Origin of the sequence: Dactylosporangium sp. CA-233914 (genome assembly GCF_050942935.1) — a bacterium.
GTDB lineage: Bacteria > Actinomycetota > Actinomycetes > Mycobacteriales > Micromonosporaceae > Dactylosporangium.
The window spans coordinates 569900-585345 of the sequence record NZ_CP192030.1; the positions used below are offsets into that span (position 1 = coordinate 569900).

Genomic DNA, 15446 nt, shown 5'->3' on the forward strand with positions numbered 1-15446 from the left:
CGATCTGTTAGCGCCCACCCGGCCTTCCGGGAAATCCATTCACATTTCCGCAGGTCGAAGCATTCCTGCTCCTTTCGAGCCGGCGGGTGCCGCGGCAACGGTGAGATCTACGCGCTCAGCAACGGCCACATCGACGGGCAGTGGTCCGACTGGAGCGTCAGGTTCCCCTGGCCGGGACTCAGAACAGTGTCGGATCCCCCAGGGCCCCGCGCGTTGAGCTCAGCGGGCCGATGAATGAGATCTTGAGTCGAAGCACGCCGGTGACGTTGACGGTCTTCGGGCCGCCGCTGCCGATGGTGAACTGCTCCTTGTAGATGACCTTGACCTGGTTGTTGTCGAGCACGGCGATCTGAATCGTCAGCGGGCCCTTGCCGGAGCTTTTGTCCGAGATGCCGAACGTTGCCTGCAGCTTCGTGTACGAGCGGCCGAGATTGAGCTCCACGTAGGACTCCTCGGTCGGACTGCACATCAGTTTGCAGCTTGCGACCCAGCCGTACTGCACGTGGTTGCCGTTGATCGAGAAGTTCTCGGCATCGATGCCCATGCCGTAGACCGCGTTCTCGGAGCGGCTCACGATGACGCCCGAATCATTCGCGTTCGGCCCGGCGATCAGCACGCCGAGAACCTCGCCCGACGGTGTGGGTCCGGGCGTCGAAGGCCCGGGCGTGGGTGACCGAGTCGTCGCGCTGGGACCCGGGCTGCTCGACGGGCTCGGCGTCGGGCTTGTGGTCGGCAACGACGGCGTCGCCGCAACCGTGGCCGCGCCGGTCGGCGTGGGACTGAGCCCTTTGCTCTCGTCCGCCGTGGCGTCACCCTTTGTCGCCCACCAGACGATCGTCGCGATCGCGATGACCACCACAGCCGTCAGTACGCTGATCGCTGCCCGGGGCACCGGCGAGCGGGGCGCGGGTGGGATGTCCACCAGGTCGGTCGGCGGTGCGGGCGAAACCGCCGGCCCGCCGTCGTACGGCTGCGGCTGCAGCGCGCCGGTCGTGGATGACAGCGTCTCCGTCAACGTGGTCAGCCACAGCGACAAGGAACGAGGCCGCTCCTCGGGCCGGCAGCGCAGCGCCGACATGAGCTGGTCGACCAGCTCCGGGCGGTGTGCCGTGGTGGAGGCCTTCCTCAGCAGCTGCTCGATCGCGGCCAGGTCGGGTCCGAACCGGTCGACCGTCGGCGGAGTCTGGCCCAGCAGCGCATGGACCACCGTGGCCACGAACGCGAACCGGTCCGAGTCGGGCGTCACCACCGCATTGCGCTCGAACAGTTCGGGCGCCGCGTACGGCCGGGTGTGTCCGCCTCGGCCCCGGTCGTCGGCGAGGCGCGCCAGACCCAGGTCCACGAGGATCGTCGAACCGTCGGCGCGCCGGATGATGTTCGCCGGCTTGACGTCGCCATGTGCCACCGGGACCCGGGTGCCGGCGCCGGAGTGCATGTGATCGAGCGCGGCGGCCACCGTCCGCAGTGACCGGATCCGCTGAGCCGTGGTCGCGTTCGGCTGGTCGGCGAGCCAGTCGCCGAGCGGCTCGCCGTCGACGAGTCCCATGACGACATACCGATGTGTCGCCGCGCGATCCCGCCGCGGCCCGGGCTGCGGGACGCCGTCATCGCCCTCGGTGTCGACGAGCGTGGTCCCCAGCTGGCCGAATCGATGGCGGGGCGGTCCGGTGAAGACATCGATCACGCGGACGATGCCCGGGTGGTCGAGTGCCTTCAGCAGGTGCGCATGACGGAGCCATCGTTGCGGATCCTCGTCCGCGTCAATCTCGAGAATCTTGATCGCGACGTCGGACTTCCCCTGATCGGAAAGCATCACGGATGCCTTCCAAACCGTACCCTCGCCGCCGTGGCCGACGAGACTGTGCAGCTGATACGTGTCGGGTTTGCCGGAGGGTCCGACCCAGTACCGATCGTCCATGGGGGCCCAGCCTTCCGCCCGGCCAAACAGACCACATCGTCCGAGCGGGTACTACCGGATAGCCTGTCGATCGCCGAAGACTCCCCGATCGCCATGAAGGAGCACGCCTTTGCCCTACTATTTCCAGACCGGCGAGCGGCACGCTGAGCATTGGCGAATGGCGATCAAAACGGAGGCCACGGCCGGCGTCGCCGTGGAGTTCGGTCGATACACGGCTCAGACGATCGCGATCGATCCCGTCGATCCGAAGGTCTCTCGGCACGCGCTGACGGTCACCGCGTCCCGAGCCGGTTGGCACATCGAGCCGCACAACCGCAACGGCGTCGTCCTGCACCTGTGGGCGCAGCCGCCCCGGCCGCTCACCCGACCCGAAACGGTGCTGTGGCCTCGCATCGGATGCCTGATGCGAGGAATCGACGGAGGTGAGCACTGGATACTGCTCGACGACACCGAGGCGTACACCGCACCCGGCTCGCGGGCGACCGGCACCACCGCGACGACCGACCTGCCGCCGCCGCTCACCGAGGCGCAACTGGAAGCGGTCCGGGCTGTCTTCGACGAAATCCTCGCCTGGCCGCCCCGGGTGGGAGCACGACCACGCACCCTCGATGCAGCCGCTCATCGCCTCAAACGCTCGCGATCAGCGATCGACCTTCGGCTGCGCGAGGTCCGCAAGCGGGCCGAGGGGCTCGGCCTGCGCCGCGAGCCTGCGATCGGCGATCCGGAGTACATCTACGTCCTGGCTCGGGCCGGCTACCTCACCCCGAACGCCACCGACCCCGACTCCTAGGGCCACACCCTGTGATTCTTCAGCTGGCCGCCCCGACGCGCTGGTTGATCTGCTGTTACTCATGAACGAAGCCAAGCGCTCCGCCACATCCACGGTCGTGCGGTCCACCCATACGACGGCGAACATCTGCGCCGCGGCGATCACCGCGCTCACCCTGCTCGGCGGGATTCCGGGCCTGCACCAGGCCGCACTCATGGGCATCGGCGTGATCGGCGCACTCGGGACGGCCGCGATGGGGGTCGGGCTCGCGGCGGTCAAGCAGCGACGCTAGGGGCGAGGCGAAGGCCGCCCCCAGGATTTGGAGGCGGCCTTTCGTTCCCGGCCTGGGGCGTGCTGGCCTGACCGGTCATTGGCAGTGCCGGGCGGGGCGCCGCCGGATGTACCGGGGTGCCGCGGCCAGGAGTGCGCCCAGCAGGATCAGTGCTACGCCGTACGCGGTCAGCGGTACGGCCGACGGGCCGGTCACCGGGAGCGTCAAGCCGGCCGCGGTGACCTTAAGGGCCACGGTGAGGAATCGCGCCGAGCCGTCCGAGGCGAAGCCGGCCAGGGCCAGCGTGTGGTTGCCCGTGTAGCCGGCGGGGATGACGACCTGGAGCTCGGCGTGGCCGGCCGCGTCGGCGGTGCCCGTGCCCAGGGCATGCGGGGCCGAGTAGATCGCGATCGTCACCGGGGAGTTCGGGGCGAAGCCGTCGCCGCTGACCGTGACGGTTCTCGGATCGCCGGTGGCCTGGCCGAGTTCCAACGTGCCGTTGGCCGCCGGGACCGTGGGCGGGAGCTGCGGGCTCGCCGGGGTGGTCGTGGGTGTCGGCGACGGTGATGCGCTGGCGGAGGGCGATGCCGACGGTGATGCGCTGTTGGAAGGCGATGTCGACGGTGAGGCGCTGCCGGTCGGGGATGCCGACGGCGAGGCGCTGTCGGACGGCGATACCGACGGCGACGCGCTGTCGGAGGGGTCGACCGAGGCGGTGATCGACGTGGACGGGCTTGCGGATACCTCGGCCGTCGGACCCGCGTTCGCGGCGGCGAGGGCGAACGCCGGTACGGCGGCCGCGGCCAGGGCCAGTCCCAGTAGTACTCCTACGCGCATCGGCTTCGATCCCCCGAATGTGAAAGCCACTTATACGTCAATACGGACGAACGTACCAAATCGTCCGTTCGGGGGGAGCTGAGTCGAGAAAACTCAGGAGGTTCGGCCTACCGTATGGTGGTGACGGCGTCGGTGCAGGGGGTTCGGGACCAGGACCTTGCCGTGCCGTTAGCCGCGGCCATCGACGGCGACGCTGCCGCGTTCGCGGTGCTGTGGCGGTCGCTGCACCCGCCGGTGCTGCGTTACCTGCGCGTGGTGTGCGGGGAAGCTGCCGAGGACGTCGCCTCCGAGACGTGGCTGCAGGTCGCCCGGGATCTGGGGCGATTCGACGGTACGGTATCCGCGTTTCGGGTTTGGCTCTTCCGGATCGCCCGCAATCGCGGCATCGACGAGAATCGCCGGGCGTGGCGGCGGCACGAGGAACCGCACGAGGCCGTCGACCAGCTGCGGTCCGCGGCCGCCGTGCGCGACGTCGCCGCCGAGGTGGTCGAGCTCGACGACACCGAACGCGCCTTGCGGCTGATCGCGACCTTGCCGCGGGAGCAGGCCGAGGCCGTTATGCTGCGGGTCGTCGCGGGGCTCGACGTCGCCGGCACCGCGCGGGTGCTGGGGAAGCGCTCGGGGGCGGTGCGGATCGCGACGATGCGGGGACTGCGGCGGCTCGCCCAGCACCCGGACGTGCGCGCGTACGGTGAGGACGGCCGCGATGAGGCGTGACCAGCTGCCCGAGGGGCCCCTGGGCGAGCTGCTGTCGGCGGCGGCCGCGCCGGGCCGGCCGCACGAGCTGCGTGGCGAGGAGGAGGCGGTCGCCCAATTCCGGCAGCAGTACCAGCCGGGGCCCGCGGTTGCGCCCGTGCGCCAGAAGCGGCCGGTGCGGCGGCTGGTCGCGGTCGCCGCGCTGGCGCTGGCCGCGGTGGGTGCCGGCGGGACGGCGTTCGCGGCGCACACCGGCCACCTGCCCGACCGGGTGCAGTCGTGGTTCGACGACTCCGACGCGCCGGCGCCGCCGCCGGTTCATACGACCGCGGCGGCGCCATCATCGCCCTTGCCATTGCCATCGCTCTCGCCGAAGGCCTCGCCCGGAGCCGCTACGACGACGGCCGACCTGTGCCGGGCCTGGGTCGCGCGCCGCACCGATCCCCATGCGCGGCCGGTGACCGGCGACGACCGCAAGGTTCTCTCCCAGCAGGCGGGCGGAGAGCCTGCGATCGATGGATACTGCGACCGGCTGCTCGGCATAACGCCGACCCCGGCCACGACCTCGCCCAAGCCCAAGGGGCACGAGAAGAGCAAGGAAACGGGCAACGACAAGAAGAACTCGGGCGGTGTGACGCCGAGCGGCTGAGCGAAGGCGTACGGCGCGGCGGCGGCGCAGTGCCGGCGTCGGCTGGTTTATCGGCAATGGTCCCGGCGTCATAGTGGCGACTTTGCAGGAGTCATCGCGGGTGAGTTGATCACTGTGGACAGCAGGTTCCGCATCGGATCCAGTGACGCGTCCGACAGTGCTCGCGATGGTTCCCTTTCGAGAGTGCTGTGAGAGTTCATCCTATGCCGAACGAACGTTTCGACGATCACGCCAGCCGCGTTGCACCACTATCGGGGACGCCGCTGAGGTTTTGGTGTTCGACAATTCCGATATCGCACGATTATTCGCGGCACGAGGCCCGGCAGCACTGACGGAAATATTATCCAGCGCGAAAGAGCGCGGCTGGCGGCACTCGTTTTCAACCGCTAGATCGTCGCCTGCGACGGTCGCGTGAAAAACGTCGCACGAAGCGGAGATCTGGGGTTCTGCGACGGCGACCTCACGCCACCCGTCCGCGAGACTCGAGGTCATTGAGCGTATGGGCAGTGGCATGTTGCCGCATTCGGCAGCGGCGAAGTAGCCCTGACCACAGCGACCCGGCAGACGGCTACCCGGATCGCGTCGTCCACCGAGTCCACGGCCTGAGAGAACTGCGCCGCTTCAGCCCGGAGTAGCCCGGTCTGGTCCGAACCGGCGGCCGAGCGCTGCGCCTGCCGGCGTCCTGGGCACCCGGCGTGAGCAGCGCCGGTGATCCTTGACACAGCCCCGTGTTGCGTCTAAATTGCCACCAAGTAAATGGCCAATTACTTACTGGCCTGAGTAGGGCGGGAGGTCGCTGGTGACGGTGTCGGCGCTGAGCGCTTCGCCGGAGTGGCCGGGCGCGTTGAGTAGCGGTGAGCAGGCCCATGGCGTCAGTTCTGCGGCGAAGGCGCTGGCTATGCTCGATGCCTTTGCTGGCCCCCGTGCTGTCCTCGGGGTCTCGGAGCTGGCGCGCTCGATCGGTGTTCCCAAGTCGACTGCGCATCGACTGCTGTCGGTGATGGTCGATAGCGGCTATGTGTGCAAAGTCGGTGACAGGTATTGCCTGACGGATCGTGTGTTCGAGCTGGGTAACCGCGTGGGCTTCGGTTTCTTGCGGTCGACTGGCCTGCGCCGGCGGGCCATGCCGTATCTGTCAAGCTTATTTGTATCGACTCGAGAGACGATTCATCTCGCTACCTTGACGGGAGCGGATGTTCTGTATTTGGAGAAACTATTCGGGCCGACCGGAGTGCGCTGCTCGACGGCTGTGGGGAGCCGTCGGCCCGCTTACGCGACGGCCTTGGGTAAAGCGATTCTTGCTTTCTCGGGCGAGGCCGAGTTGACACGCGCGGTGCAGGCTCCATTTCGGGCCTACACCAGTCGCACGGTCACTGGTGCCGATCGTCTGCTGCAGGAGTTGGAGAGTATCCGGGCAAGTGGGTTGGCGACCGATCGTGGCGAGATGCAGCGCGATATGCATTGCATCGCCGTGCCTATCCTCGATCCGCAAACGGGCCGCGCCGTTGCTGCGGTGTCAATTTGCTCATTGGCGACGCAGAAATTGGAACCCAAGTACGGGCAGATGCTCCGTGATACCGCTCGAGAGCTGTCACGCCAGCCGTTGGGCTAGTTAGCCCCAAGCTCATGCGGGGCCGTGCGGATGGAGTGTCGGTAACTCAGGATGCGTGCCGCCGTCGCGCCGAGCGCACGCAGGTTCCTCGTCGACACAAGACTCAGACCCCGCCGCATCGTCCGTGCGGAGGTCGATTGGAGCATGATATGGAGCGCACTGTTCTTAGCGGCTCGGGCTTGCGCGTGTCGCAACTCGGTCTCGGCACTGCGACGTTCGGACTGAGTCCTAGCCCGTCAGACGCGGACCGCTTGATCGGCGCCGCGTTGGATGCGGGAATCAACTACGTCGACACGGCCAATAGCTACGGCAACCAAGCCCGATTCGATCGAGCCAACCTGCCAGCGGCAAGCGAACGCCTCTCGGCTGAGGAAGTCCTCGGCGCAGTGCTCGGCCGTCGCCGCTCGGACGTGGTAGTGGCCAGCAAGGTGGGCGAGCCAACTGGGAGCGGCCCCAACGATTGGGGGCTCAGCCGAACGCACATGGCACGGATGCTGGAGCGGAGCCTGGTCCGGCTGCAGACGGACTATGTCGACATCTACTACGCACACCACCCCGACCCGAACACCGATATCGCCGAGACGTTGAGCACCTTCGACGACTTCATCCGCCAGGGCAAGATTCGGTACTACGCACTCTCGACATTTGACGGTTGGCAGTTGAGCGAAGCCGTCCTGACCGCTGACCGCCTGGGGTTGCGGCGTCCCATCTGCCATCAGACTCGCTACAGCCTCGCGAAGCGCTGGGTCGAGCAGGAGGTCCTTCCGGCGGCCCGACATTTCGGTGTCTCCACGACCGTGTTCAGTCCCTTGGCAGGTGGCCTGCTCGCTGACGGGGCCGTCGACAAGACATACGTCGGCGACGCCCGCTGGGGCGGCGCGGGCTTCACTGCCCAGGAACGTGACCTTGCCCAGCGGGTTGCGACGCTCGCGAAAGAGTGGGGGCACAGCTCATCAACCCTGGCGCTGGCATGGCTGCTGGCGAAGCCGGGCATCGCGACGGCCGTCGTTGGCCCGGAGACCGTCACGGAACTGCAGCAGTTGCTTCCCAGCTGTGACGTCACGCTGACCAAGGACCAGCTCGCCGAGCTGGATGGCCTGCTGGAGACCCAACCAACCCTGTGGACCTGACCTCAGCCAGGGGGCGCCGTCAGGTGTTCCGAGCAGCGGAACCGAGGTCTACGGCTCACGACGCCGGCCACCGACTATCGAGCAAGCAACAAACACCTGCATCCGCTGACGGGAGACGCTCGTGGTGAACATTCACGCGCTTGGTTATCTGGCCGTACGGGGTCCTCACGACGAGTGGAAGGCCTTCGCCCAGGACGTTCTCGGGCTTCAACCCTCAGACGCGGCGCCCGAGGGCGAGCTTCGCTTCAGGACCGACGAGCGCGCCTACCGGCTCATCGTCGAAGGGGCGCCGAAGGAGCAAGCCGGGCTCGCCGCGCTCGGGTTGGAATTGCACTCCGAGCGCGACCTGGAGGGGCTGGCCAGTGACCTGCACCGCCGAGGACACTCGACCAGCGACGACCCGGCGTTGGCGAAGGCCCGCGACGTTCGCCGCCTGATCACCACAACAGATCCCGATGGCCATGTGCTGGAGCTCTACTACGGCGCGGCGACCAATCACCGGCCCTTCGTCTCGCCCCAGGGCGTTCGGTTCGTCACCGGCGACATGGGACTCGGGCATGTCTTCATGTTCTGCGGCGACCTCACCAAGACGCTCGACTTCTATCAGGATGCGCTCGGCTTCGCGCTGAGCGACACGATCGACCTTGGTCCCGCCACGGCATACTTCTTGCACTGCAATGCGCGGCACCACTCGATTGCCGTCGCTCAGATCCCGGACCTTTCCCCCGGTCTCGGCCACCTGATGCTTGAAGTCGACTCGCTGTCGGCCGTCGGTCGCGCTCTGGACCGGGCACAGGAACACGGAGCGTCGCTGCAGACATCGATCGGTGAGCACACCAACGACCTGATGACGTCCTTCTACTTGGACACCCCGTCGGGTTTCCAGGTCGAGTACGGCTGGGATGGACGACTCGTTGACGATTCGACCTGGACCGTCGGCCACTACACCTCTACGAGCAACTGGGGACACAAACGGGTCCTCGAAGATCAGTCGGCATAAGCGCCTCGCTGGCGTGATCGCCGCGCTCCCAAACACGAACCACTCGGAGAACAACCCTTGGAGGGTCCCATGCTGAGCAGCTCAGAAATCGACACACTCGTCAGCAGCGAGACCGGTGAGATCGACCGCAAGATCTTCTCCAGCCAGGAGATCTTCGACCTGGAGATGGAGCAGATCTTTGGACGGGCCTGGCTGTTCCTGTGCCACGAGTCCCAGATCAAGAAGCCCGGTGACTTCTTCGAGGCCCCGATGGGCCGGGACAACGTGCTCGTCGTGCGGCAACGCGACGGGTCGATCAAGGCGATGCTCAACACCTGCATGCACCGGGGCAACGCCGTCTGCCGCGCCGAAGAAGGCAACGCCCGAAACTTCATGTGCACCTACCACGGCTGGACCTACGGGCTGGACGGCGAACTGATGGGCGTTCCGGGTCTGGAGAAGTTCTACAGCGGGGACCTCGACCGCTCGAAATACGGGCTACGTCAGGTGGCGCAGCTGGACAGCTACGAGGGTTTCGTCTTTGCCACACTGGACCCGACCGCGCCACCGTTGTACGACTTCCTCGGCGAGACGGGCCGCCTCGGGATCCACCTGATCGCGGCCCAGGGCGAGATGGAGGTCGTTCCCGGTATCCAGAAGTTCGTGATCGACTGCAACTGGAAATTCACGGTCGACAACCTGTTCGACTGGTACCACCCGCAGATCACGCACATCTCCGCTTTTGAGACGCCCGTTCTGGCGCCCCAGGACTCGGCGCTGGCCGACGCTTCCCTGGCCGACGCGGCGAATGTGCTGACGCCTGAAGGTGCAGATCTTGGTGTCGAGTGGCAGCGCTCGTTCATCGAGTCACTGATTGTGCTTGGCGAGTACGGTCACGCCATTGGCGGACCGAGCACGGCAGGGGTTGGCCCAACAGTTCCGATGAAATGGCGGGAGACCGAGAAGGCCAAGAAGATGCTGCCCGGTGTGGCCGCTAACGTCGCCGGTCACCCCAACATCTTCCCGACGATGTGGATCACCCAAACCGTGCAGGTCAGTCTCCGCGTGCCGCGCACCCCGACGACGACTGAGATCTGGTGGTTCAGCTTCCGCGACGCCAACGCCGACCCTGAGCAGGGTGCCGCCCAGTTGGCCATGCAGAACCATGTGTTCGGCCCGGCCGGCCTCCTCGAGCAGGAAGACGGCGAGAACTGGGCGCAGAGCACCATGACGGCCATCGGCGGGGCGCAGGAGTCCGTGCCGCAGCTACTCAAGATGAATCTCGGCCGGGGAAAGATCATCCACCAGGACGGGCTCGCACGCATCGAAGGCAACATCAACGAGCACGGCCAGATGTGGACCTATCTGGCGTGGAAGGCGTGGCTGTCCGGGGCGTCCTGGGACGAGCTCAAGCAGGTCACGACGCCCGGCGACATCCTTTAACAAAAAGAGAACGGTGGACAATACGATGACCGCAACAATGACCGAGACGGGTCCGGCTGCGACCGAAGCGTTGGCCCGGATGCTCCTGCAGTACCGCGTCGAGCAGTTCTACTACGACGAGGCGGCGATATTGGACCGTCACGCCTACGACGAGTGGGTCCAGCTGTTCACCGACGACACCCACTACTTCATGCCGATCCGCCGTACGATGCTGCGCCGCAACCTGGCCAAGGAGTTCACCCAGCCGGGGGAGATGGCGTTCTTCGACGACAACAAGCAAATGCTCGAGGCCAGGGCAGTCAAATTCGCCACAGGCAAGGCTTGGGCGGAGGACCCGCCATCCCGTACGCGCCACATCATCACCAACGTCCGGATCACCGAGCAGACCGGCGACGAGCTGCACGTGGAGTCGAACTTCCTGCTGTACCGCACGCGACTCAAGTCTGAGGAAGATCAGTGGATCGGCTCCCGCAGAGACGTGCTTCGGACCAGTGCCAACTCGTTCCAGATCGCCAAGCGCACGATTCTGCTCGAGCAAACAGTGCTCCTCAGCCGCAACCTGAGCAACATGTTCTGAGTTCGTCGCCGCTGAACTAACCAGCCCAGCTGTCTTCCAGCTGTCGGTCAACGATTGGAACCGCCCCCAGTGCCACAGATCCGTGCCTGCAACAAGGAAGACCTGCCCCAAGGAGAGGCCCTCCAAGTTCCCCACGACCCCCCGATTGCAGTGTTCAACGTCGACGGAGAGTTCTACGCCACGGACGACACCTGCACGCACGATCGCTGGTCTCTGGCGACGGACGGCTACATAGACGGTGACATCGTGGAATGCTCGTGGCACATGGCCAAGTTCAGCATCAAGACCGGCGAAGTGAAGAGTCTGCCCGCGCGATGCCCGCTGAGGACCTACCCGGTGCGGGTCGACGGCGACGGCGACGTCTACATCACCGTCTAGGAGGACTCGCCGCCAGCGGCTCTCGGCTTCACCGCAGTCCTTGTTCAGGCAGCGGCACAGCTGTCGTCTGTGGCTTGGCAGGATCGCATGCCGGACGTGGACAGCACGCTGCGCTAGGAACTGACCAATCCACATGGTCGTGCGCGATGACGACGACCGGGCGTGGGCCGAGGCGGACCGGGTGCCTGATCTCGACCGGAAAGCGCTGGCCGAGATCAGCCATCCGGACGACTGATCCCGCGATCGACTGGTCCCTGCCGCGACCGTGCCGGGCCGAACACGACGCCGCCAAACGCGCCACACTGCTGCCAGCCACGGAAACGCTGCCGCGCACCATCATTGCCCGAGTCGTCTCGGGCAGGTCCGTTGGCCTTCCTGTACCCGCACCCGGGCGCCCACTGACCTACCTCGCCCAACACCCACCCGGCGCGACACCGATCGCCGCGGCCCGACGCTCCCACCCCGCCATCGCCAGACCCGCCCGACGGCGAACCGATCCGAAGTTTCCGCGGCCTGTTCGTCTACTTGGCCATGCCCAGCCGCAAACAGTCTTCGCCTGCTGGCACATCACCCCACCCCGAACCGCACCCAACCGCGCCTTCAACCATCGACACCCCCGTCCCGATCATCCTCGGGATGACACCACAACCCAATCGCAGTACGACGTCTCCCCTGCGCAGCAGGGGGACGCGCAAAAGATCAATCGACTTCGGCTTAGGAGGTAGCATTGTCCACCGACTTCGGCCCGCCAGCCACGCTACCGTTGGCGGCGATTGAACATCGAGGCAGTTACGAGGCCACGGCCGCCCGGATCGCTCGTCGAACGGCATTGTTTCACATGCCGCCTGGATTGGTCCTGCCGCTCATCGGAGGGTTGCTCGTTCTCGTCGCAGACACGCAAGCCCTTGCGCTGATCCCTTTGCAAGGCAGCCTGGTCACCACATACCACCTGTCGGCAACTCAGGCGGCCTGGACACTGTCCGCCGCTTCGATCGCCACCTGCGCCATGGTGCCCATCCTGGCCCGGCTCAGTGACCGCTTCGGCCTACGACGGCTGTTCCTCGTCAGCCTCGGGCTCGTGACCATCGGGCAATTGGTGTGCTCGCTGGCCGGCAACTTCGAGGTCCTCGTGATCGGGCGGAGCGTGCTCGGATGCAGCGCCGGGGCGGCGTTGGTGTTCTCGCTGATTCGCGAGACGAGCAAGAACGAACACGAGCTGAATAGAAACTCGGGCGTGATCACGTCGGCGATCGGCGGCGGTATCGCCTTGTCGTTCCTCGTCGGCGGGGCAGTCCTCCGTCTGCACGGCTCGGTGAGTGACTTCTTCTGGATCGTCACCGCGGTCTGCGCCGCGCTGTGGCTGTTGTCGTGGCTGTTCCTGAACGACAGCCCCGTACGCGCGAGGTCGAGGGTCGACTGGCTCGGAGCCGCGTTGCTCGCTGGGGCGCTCGTATCACTCGTGCTGGCCGTGAGCCAGGGGAACGCCTGGGGCTGGACGGCCACCTCGATCGTCACGCTCTTCATCGTCGGCGGCGCCCTTGCGGTCGCCTGGACGTTGTGGGAGCTACGGGTTGCGGCCCCCATGGTCAACTTGCGTGTGGTGAGTCGGCGGACCATTTGGCCTGCCTTAGTGGTGTACGGCATCGCGAACTCGCTCGGCATCTACACGAGCTTGACGGTGTCGGGTTATGTTCAGACGCCCAGTATCGCTGGTTACGGTATGTCCGCATCGCCGCTGATGGCGGGCGTCTATCTGCTACCGATCTCCATACCGATCGCTCTCGGTGGATTCCTGGCCGGCCCGATCATCCGCAGGATCGGAGCGGGGGTGTGCCTGACCGCGGGCGTGGTGGTGATCGTCGCTGACGAGATCTCATTCGCGTACAACCACGACAGCGTGCTGGAGATCGTGGTCGGCACCTTCGTGTTCGGCAGTGCCTATTCCCTCGTCAACACTGCTGCGACGGCGAGCTTCATGATGGGCGCACGCAAGGGCGAGTACGGAATGATCGCCAGCGCGGCTGCCGCTGCCCTGGCACTCGGAGCGTCTGTGGGGCCTGCGATCTACGTCGCCGTGCTCACATCCAAGTTCTCGCTGATCCCCGGGACGCAGACCGCGGTTCCCGCTGAAAGCAACTACCGGACCATCCTCGTCTACGCCGCGGTGATCGGGGTGGTAGCGCTGATCGCTGCGTTGGCTGGACGGCGCGCACGATTCAGCCACGGCTTCACCGCTGACGCCGTCGCGCTCACGGAGACAGCCACGGCGCCCGAGGCCGCGACGCGGGCGGGTGCAGGTCCCGGTGCCGCGCCGGAGGCAGCGGCAGTCTAGGTGGCGCGCCGATCTTCGGGGTGGCGGTCCGACGGCGGGCCCGTGGAAGCCAGTCGCGACAGGCGCGACTGGTTCCGCCGATCGGAACACGGCGCTGGTTCGGTTCAGTGCTGCGCGCCAGCCTGGACCTAGTTGGCGCAGGGCGATTTCGTCTCCTCTGGCGCGGGACAGATTTCAGTACGGATACCAGAAACTGGGAGTGAGCATGACGGCAACCACAGCGAACGAAGTCGATGCTAAGTCGACCAGCCGTTTCGTGGACATCCCGGGATTCCGCATTCACTACAACGAAGCGGGTGCCGGCCACACGGTTGTGTTGTTGCACGGCAGCGGAGCCGGTGCGACGGGCTGGAGCAACTTCTGGCCGAACATCGGCGCCCTGGCTCAGCGCTTTCATGTGCTGGCGATCGACATGCCGGGCTGGGGCGAGAGTTCCACCGTAGATGGCCTCGCTCGCGACCATCCGAGCGCGTTGATCGCTGTGCTTGATGCCCTCGGGGTTGACCGGGCCGCGCTCGTAGGTAACTCGATGGGCGGCCAGACCTCGCTCGTCACCGCCGCGAAATGGCCCGACCGGGTAAGCCACCTGATCACGATGGGCGCGCCGAGCCCGGGGCCGGCGTTGTTCGCCGCCGGAGGCGGGCTCAGTGAGGGCTTGAAGGTGTTGATGGAAGCGTATGAGGATCCCTCGCCGGCGAACTTCAAGCGTCTGGTTCAGATCATGTGCTTCGACCAGTCGATGGCCACCGACGAGCTGGCGAACCTACGGTCGAGCGCGGCATTGAAGCATCCGGAGCATCTTGCGTCGTTCCTGCAGACCCGGTTCGGTGGTAACCCGAGGGCGGCCTGGTTCGGCATGGACGAGAAGCTCGTCCAGATCACAGCTCCGACGCTGCTGCTGCACGGCCGCGACGACCGGGTGGTGCCATACGAGCACAGCCTCAACTTGCTGGCACGAATTCCGAACTCGCGGATGGTGCTACTCAACCGGTGCGGCCACTGGGCCCAGATCGAGCACGCCGACGAGTTCAACCGGCTGGTTGCCGATTTCGTCGACAGGACCTGACCGTCGCCGGAACACCTGACCGCGAACGTAGTGCGAACGCGTTCAGTCGGCCAGACCGGCTTCGATCATCCGCGCCAGCCTTCGCTGTATCGCCGCCGAATCGTCGTCCGACGGTTCGGCGGTGGCGTCACCGGACAGGGCGCCGAACCCGAACAGCCCGACCCCCATCGACAGGGCCGTCATGAGCCGCACCTTGGCTTCGGCCTCGGGACAGCCGCGTAGCCGCTCGCGCCATGGGGTCACCAGGCGACGCTCGAGTTCAGAAAAGAACAGTGCTCCGTCGTCGAGGTCCATCGACCGCAGCAGCGCAACTGCGGGAGTGCGCACGTTCACGTCACGCCAGTACGCGGTGAGGTTGTGGGCGATCTCTGCAGGCGTGGTCGCCAGGCCCTCATCGAAATCGAACTCAGATGTGGCGACGACCTCGAACAGCGCCCTCTTCGAGCCGAAGTACCGATTGATCAATGCGGGCGTTACGTCGGCATCGGCGGCGATGTCTTGGAGCGTGACGTGGGCGAAACCTCGTCGAGCGAAGTGACGCGCGGCAGCTCGGACGATCTCTTCACGAGTTCGTTCGGCATTGCGGCCACGTGCCGGACCGCCACGAGCAGGGCCCCCGGCAGCCGAATCCCGCGCCGCGAGTCGTGCGACCTGGCTGCCCGCGCTGCCCTCCTGCGGGCCTGTTTCGTCTGGGCCCGATCGCTCCCCTGACTGTCTCATAAGCAGAGTCTTTCACTTAAGTGAACGCGGCCGACCTGAGAGGGCGTTGTGCTACCGGTTGACCACTTG

16 protein-coding genes are annotated in these 15446 nt (G+C 66.3%); 13 read left to right on the forward strand and 3 right to left on the reverse strand.

Going from position 1 to position 15446, the window contains the following annotated elements; genetic code table 11:
- Positions 1-178: 178 nt before the first annotated feature.
- Positions 179-1813 (reverse strand): serine/threonine protein kinase, encoded by a 1635-nt coding sequence (locus ACQPY0_RS02625; RefSeq protein ID WP_432994953.1) that lies wholly within the window; start codon positions 1811-1813, stop codon positions 179-181.
- 262 nt (positions 1814-2075) lie between these two features.
- Here ACQPY0_RS02625 and ACQPY0_RS02630 point away from each other — a divergent pair, with 262 nt between their 5' ends.
- Entirely contained in the window at positions 2076-2708 is a 633-nt protein-coding gene (locus tag ACQPY0_RS02630; RefSeq protein ID WP_432984015.1) for a hypothetical protein, read from the forward strand.
- Positions 2709-2769: 61 nt separating this feature from the next.
- Positions 2770-2979, forward strand: coding sequence for a hypothetical protein (locus ACQPY0_RS02635; protein WP_432984018.1), 210 nt, complete (start codon positions 2770-2772; stop codon positions 2977-2979).
- Between the two features lie 75 nt (positions 2980-3054).
- Here ACQPY0_RS02635 and ACQPY0_RS02640 read toward each other — a convergent pair whose 3' ends face one another.
- The gene (locus tag ACQPY0_RS02640) at positions 3055-3450 is read right to left on the reverse strand and encodes a hypothetical protein (RefSeq protein WP_432984021.1); all 396 of its coding nucleotides are present in this window, start codon (positions 3448-3450) and stop codon (positions 3055-3057) included.
- Between the two features lie 55 nt (positions 3451-3505).
- On the opposite strand from ACQPY0_RS02640, the gene ACQPY0_RS02645 reads away from it, so the two are divergent.
- The 11 genes from ACQPY0_RS02645 (at position 3506) to ACQPY0_RS02695 (ending at position 14657) form a co-directional block, all read left to right on the forward strand.
- Complete coding sequence (locus ACQPY0_RS02645; RefSeq protein WP_432984024.1) at positions 3506-3877, forward strand: hypothetical protein; 372 nt, start codon at positions 3506-3508, stop codon at positions 3875-3877.
- Positions 3878-3915: 38 nt separating this feature from the next.
- Positions 3916-4512, forward strand: coding sequence for an RNA polymerase sigma factor (locus ACQPY0_RS02650; protein ID WP_432984026.1), 597 nt, complete (start codon positions 3916-3918; stop codon positions 4510-4512).
- Positions 4502-5140 (forward strand): hypothetical protein, encoded by a 639-nt coding sequence (locus ACQPY0_RS02655; protein WP_432984028.1) that lies wholly within the window; start codon positions 4502-4504, stop codon positions 5138-5140. The genes ACQPY0_RS02650 and ACQPY0_RS02655 overlap by 11 nt, the downstream gene beginning before the upstream one ends.
- A gap of 799 nt (positions 5141-5939) precedes the next feature.
- The gene (locus ACQPY0_RS02660; protein ID WP_432984031.1) at positions 5940-6752 is read left to right on the forward strand and encodes an IclR family transcriptional regulator; all 813 of its coding nucleotides are present in this window, start codon (positions 5940-5942) and stop codon (positions 6750-6752) included.
- Positions 6753-6901: 149 nt separating this feature from the next.
- Positions 6902-7882 (forward strand): aldo/keto reductase, encoded by a 981-nt coding sequence (locus ACQPY0_RS02665; RefSeq protein ID WP_432984034.1) that lies wholly within the window; start codon positions 6902-6904, stop codon positions 7880-7882.
- A gap of 121 nt (positions 7883-8003) precedes the next feature.
- A complete protein-coding gene (locus ACQPY0_RS02670; RefSeq protein WP_432984037.1) occupies positions 8004-8882 on the forward strand; it encodes a VOC family protein in 879 nt (292 codons plus the stop codon).
- Positions 8883-8951: 69 nt separating this feature from the next.
- The gene (locus ACQPY0_RS02675; RefSeq protein ID WP_432984040.1) at positions 8952-10304 is read left to right on the forward strand and encodes an aromatic ring-hydroxylating oxygenase subunit alpha; all 1353 of its coding nucleotides are present in this window, start codon (positions 8952-8954) and stop codon (positions 10302-10304) included.
- A gap of 37 nt (positions 10305-10341) precedes the next feature.
- Positions 10342-10881, forward strand: a complete 540-nt coding sequence (locus ACQPY0_RS02680) for a 3-phenylpropionate/cinnamic acid dioxygenase subunit beta (protein ID WP_432984042.1) — start codon at positions 10342-10344, stop codon at positions 10879-10881.
- A 69-nt stretch (positions 10882-10950) separates the two neighbouring features.
- On the forward strand, positions 10951-11259 hold the full coding sequence (locus ACQPY0_RS02685; RefSeq protein ID WP_432984045.1) for a bifunctional 3-phenylpropionate/cinnamic acid dioxygenase ferredoxin subunit: 309 nt from the start codon (positions 10951-10953) through the stop codon (positions 11257-11259).
- Positions 11260-11986: 727 nt separating this feature from the next.
- Positions 11987-13591 carry an MFS transporter gene (locus ACQPY0_RS02690; RefSeq protein WP_432984048.1) on the forward strand — a complete coding sequence of 535 codons (1605 nt, stop codon included), beginning with the start codon at positions 11987-11989 and terminating at the stop codon, positions 13589-13591.
- 205 nt (positions 13592-13796) lie between these two features.
- Positions 13797-14657 carry an alpha/beta fold hydrolase gene (locus ACQPY0_RS02695; protein ID WP_432984051.1) on the forward strand — a complete coding sequence of 287 codons (861 nt, stop codon included), beginning with the start codon at positions 13797-13799 and terminating at the stop codon, positions 14655-14657.
- A gap of 42 nt (positions 14658-14699) precedes the next feature.
- Here the strand turns inward: ACQPY0_RS02695 and ACQPY0_RS02700 are convergent, their stop codons facing one another.
- Entirely contained in the window at positions 14700-15377 is a 678-nt protein-coding gene (locus ACQPY0_RS02700; RefSeq protein ID WP_432984054.1) for a TetR/AcrR family transcriptional regulator, read from the reverse strand.
- Between the last annotated feature and the right edge of the window lie 69 nt (positions 15378-15446).

Coding starts and splice junctions, on each gene's coding strand:
- ACQPY0_RS02625 (WP_432994953.1), bottom strand. CDS start 1,813: ATGCTTTCCGATCAGGGGAAGTCCGACGTCGCGATCAAGATTCTCGAG.
- ACQPY0_RS02630 (WP_432984015.1), top strand. CDS start 2,076: ATGGCGATCAAAACGGAGGCCACGGCCGGCGTCGCCGTGGAGTTCGGT.
- ACQPY0_RS02635 (WP_432984018.1), top strand. CDS start 2,770: ATGAACGAAGCCAAGCGCTCCGCCACATCCACGGTCGTGCGGTCCACC.
- ACQPY0_RS02655 (WP_432984028.1), top strand. CDS start 4,502: ATGAGGCGTGACCAGCTGCCCGAGGGGCCCCTGGGCGAGCTGCTGTCG.
- ACQPY0_RS02665 (WP_432984034.1), top strand. CDS start 6,902: ATGGAGCGCACTGTTCTTAGCGGCTCGGGCTTGCGCGTGTCGCAACTC.
- ACQPY0_RS02675 (WP_432984040.1), top strand. CDS start 8,952: ATGCTGAGCAGCTCAGAAATCGACACACTCGTCAGCAGCGAGACCGGT.
- ACQPY0_RS02680 (WP_432984042.1), top strand. CDS start 10,342: ATGACCGAGACGGGTCCGGCTGCGACCGAAGCGTTGGCCCGGATGCTC.
- ACQPY0_RS02695 (WP_432984051.1), top strand. CDS start 13,797: ATGACGGCAACCACAGCGAACGAAGTCGATGCTAAGTCGACCAGCCGT.
- ACQPY0_RS02700 (WP_432984054.1), bottom strand. CDS start 15,377: ATGAGACAGTCAGGGGAGCGATCGGGCCCAGACGAAACAGGCCCGCAG.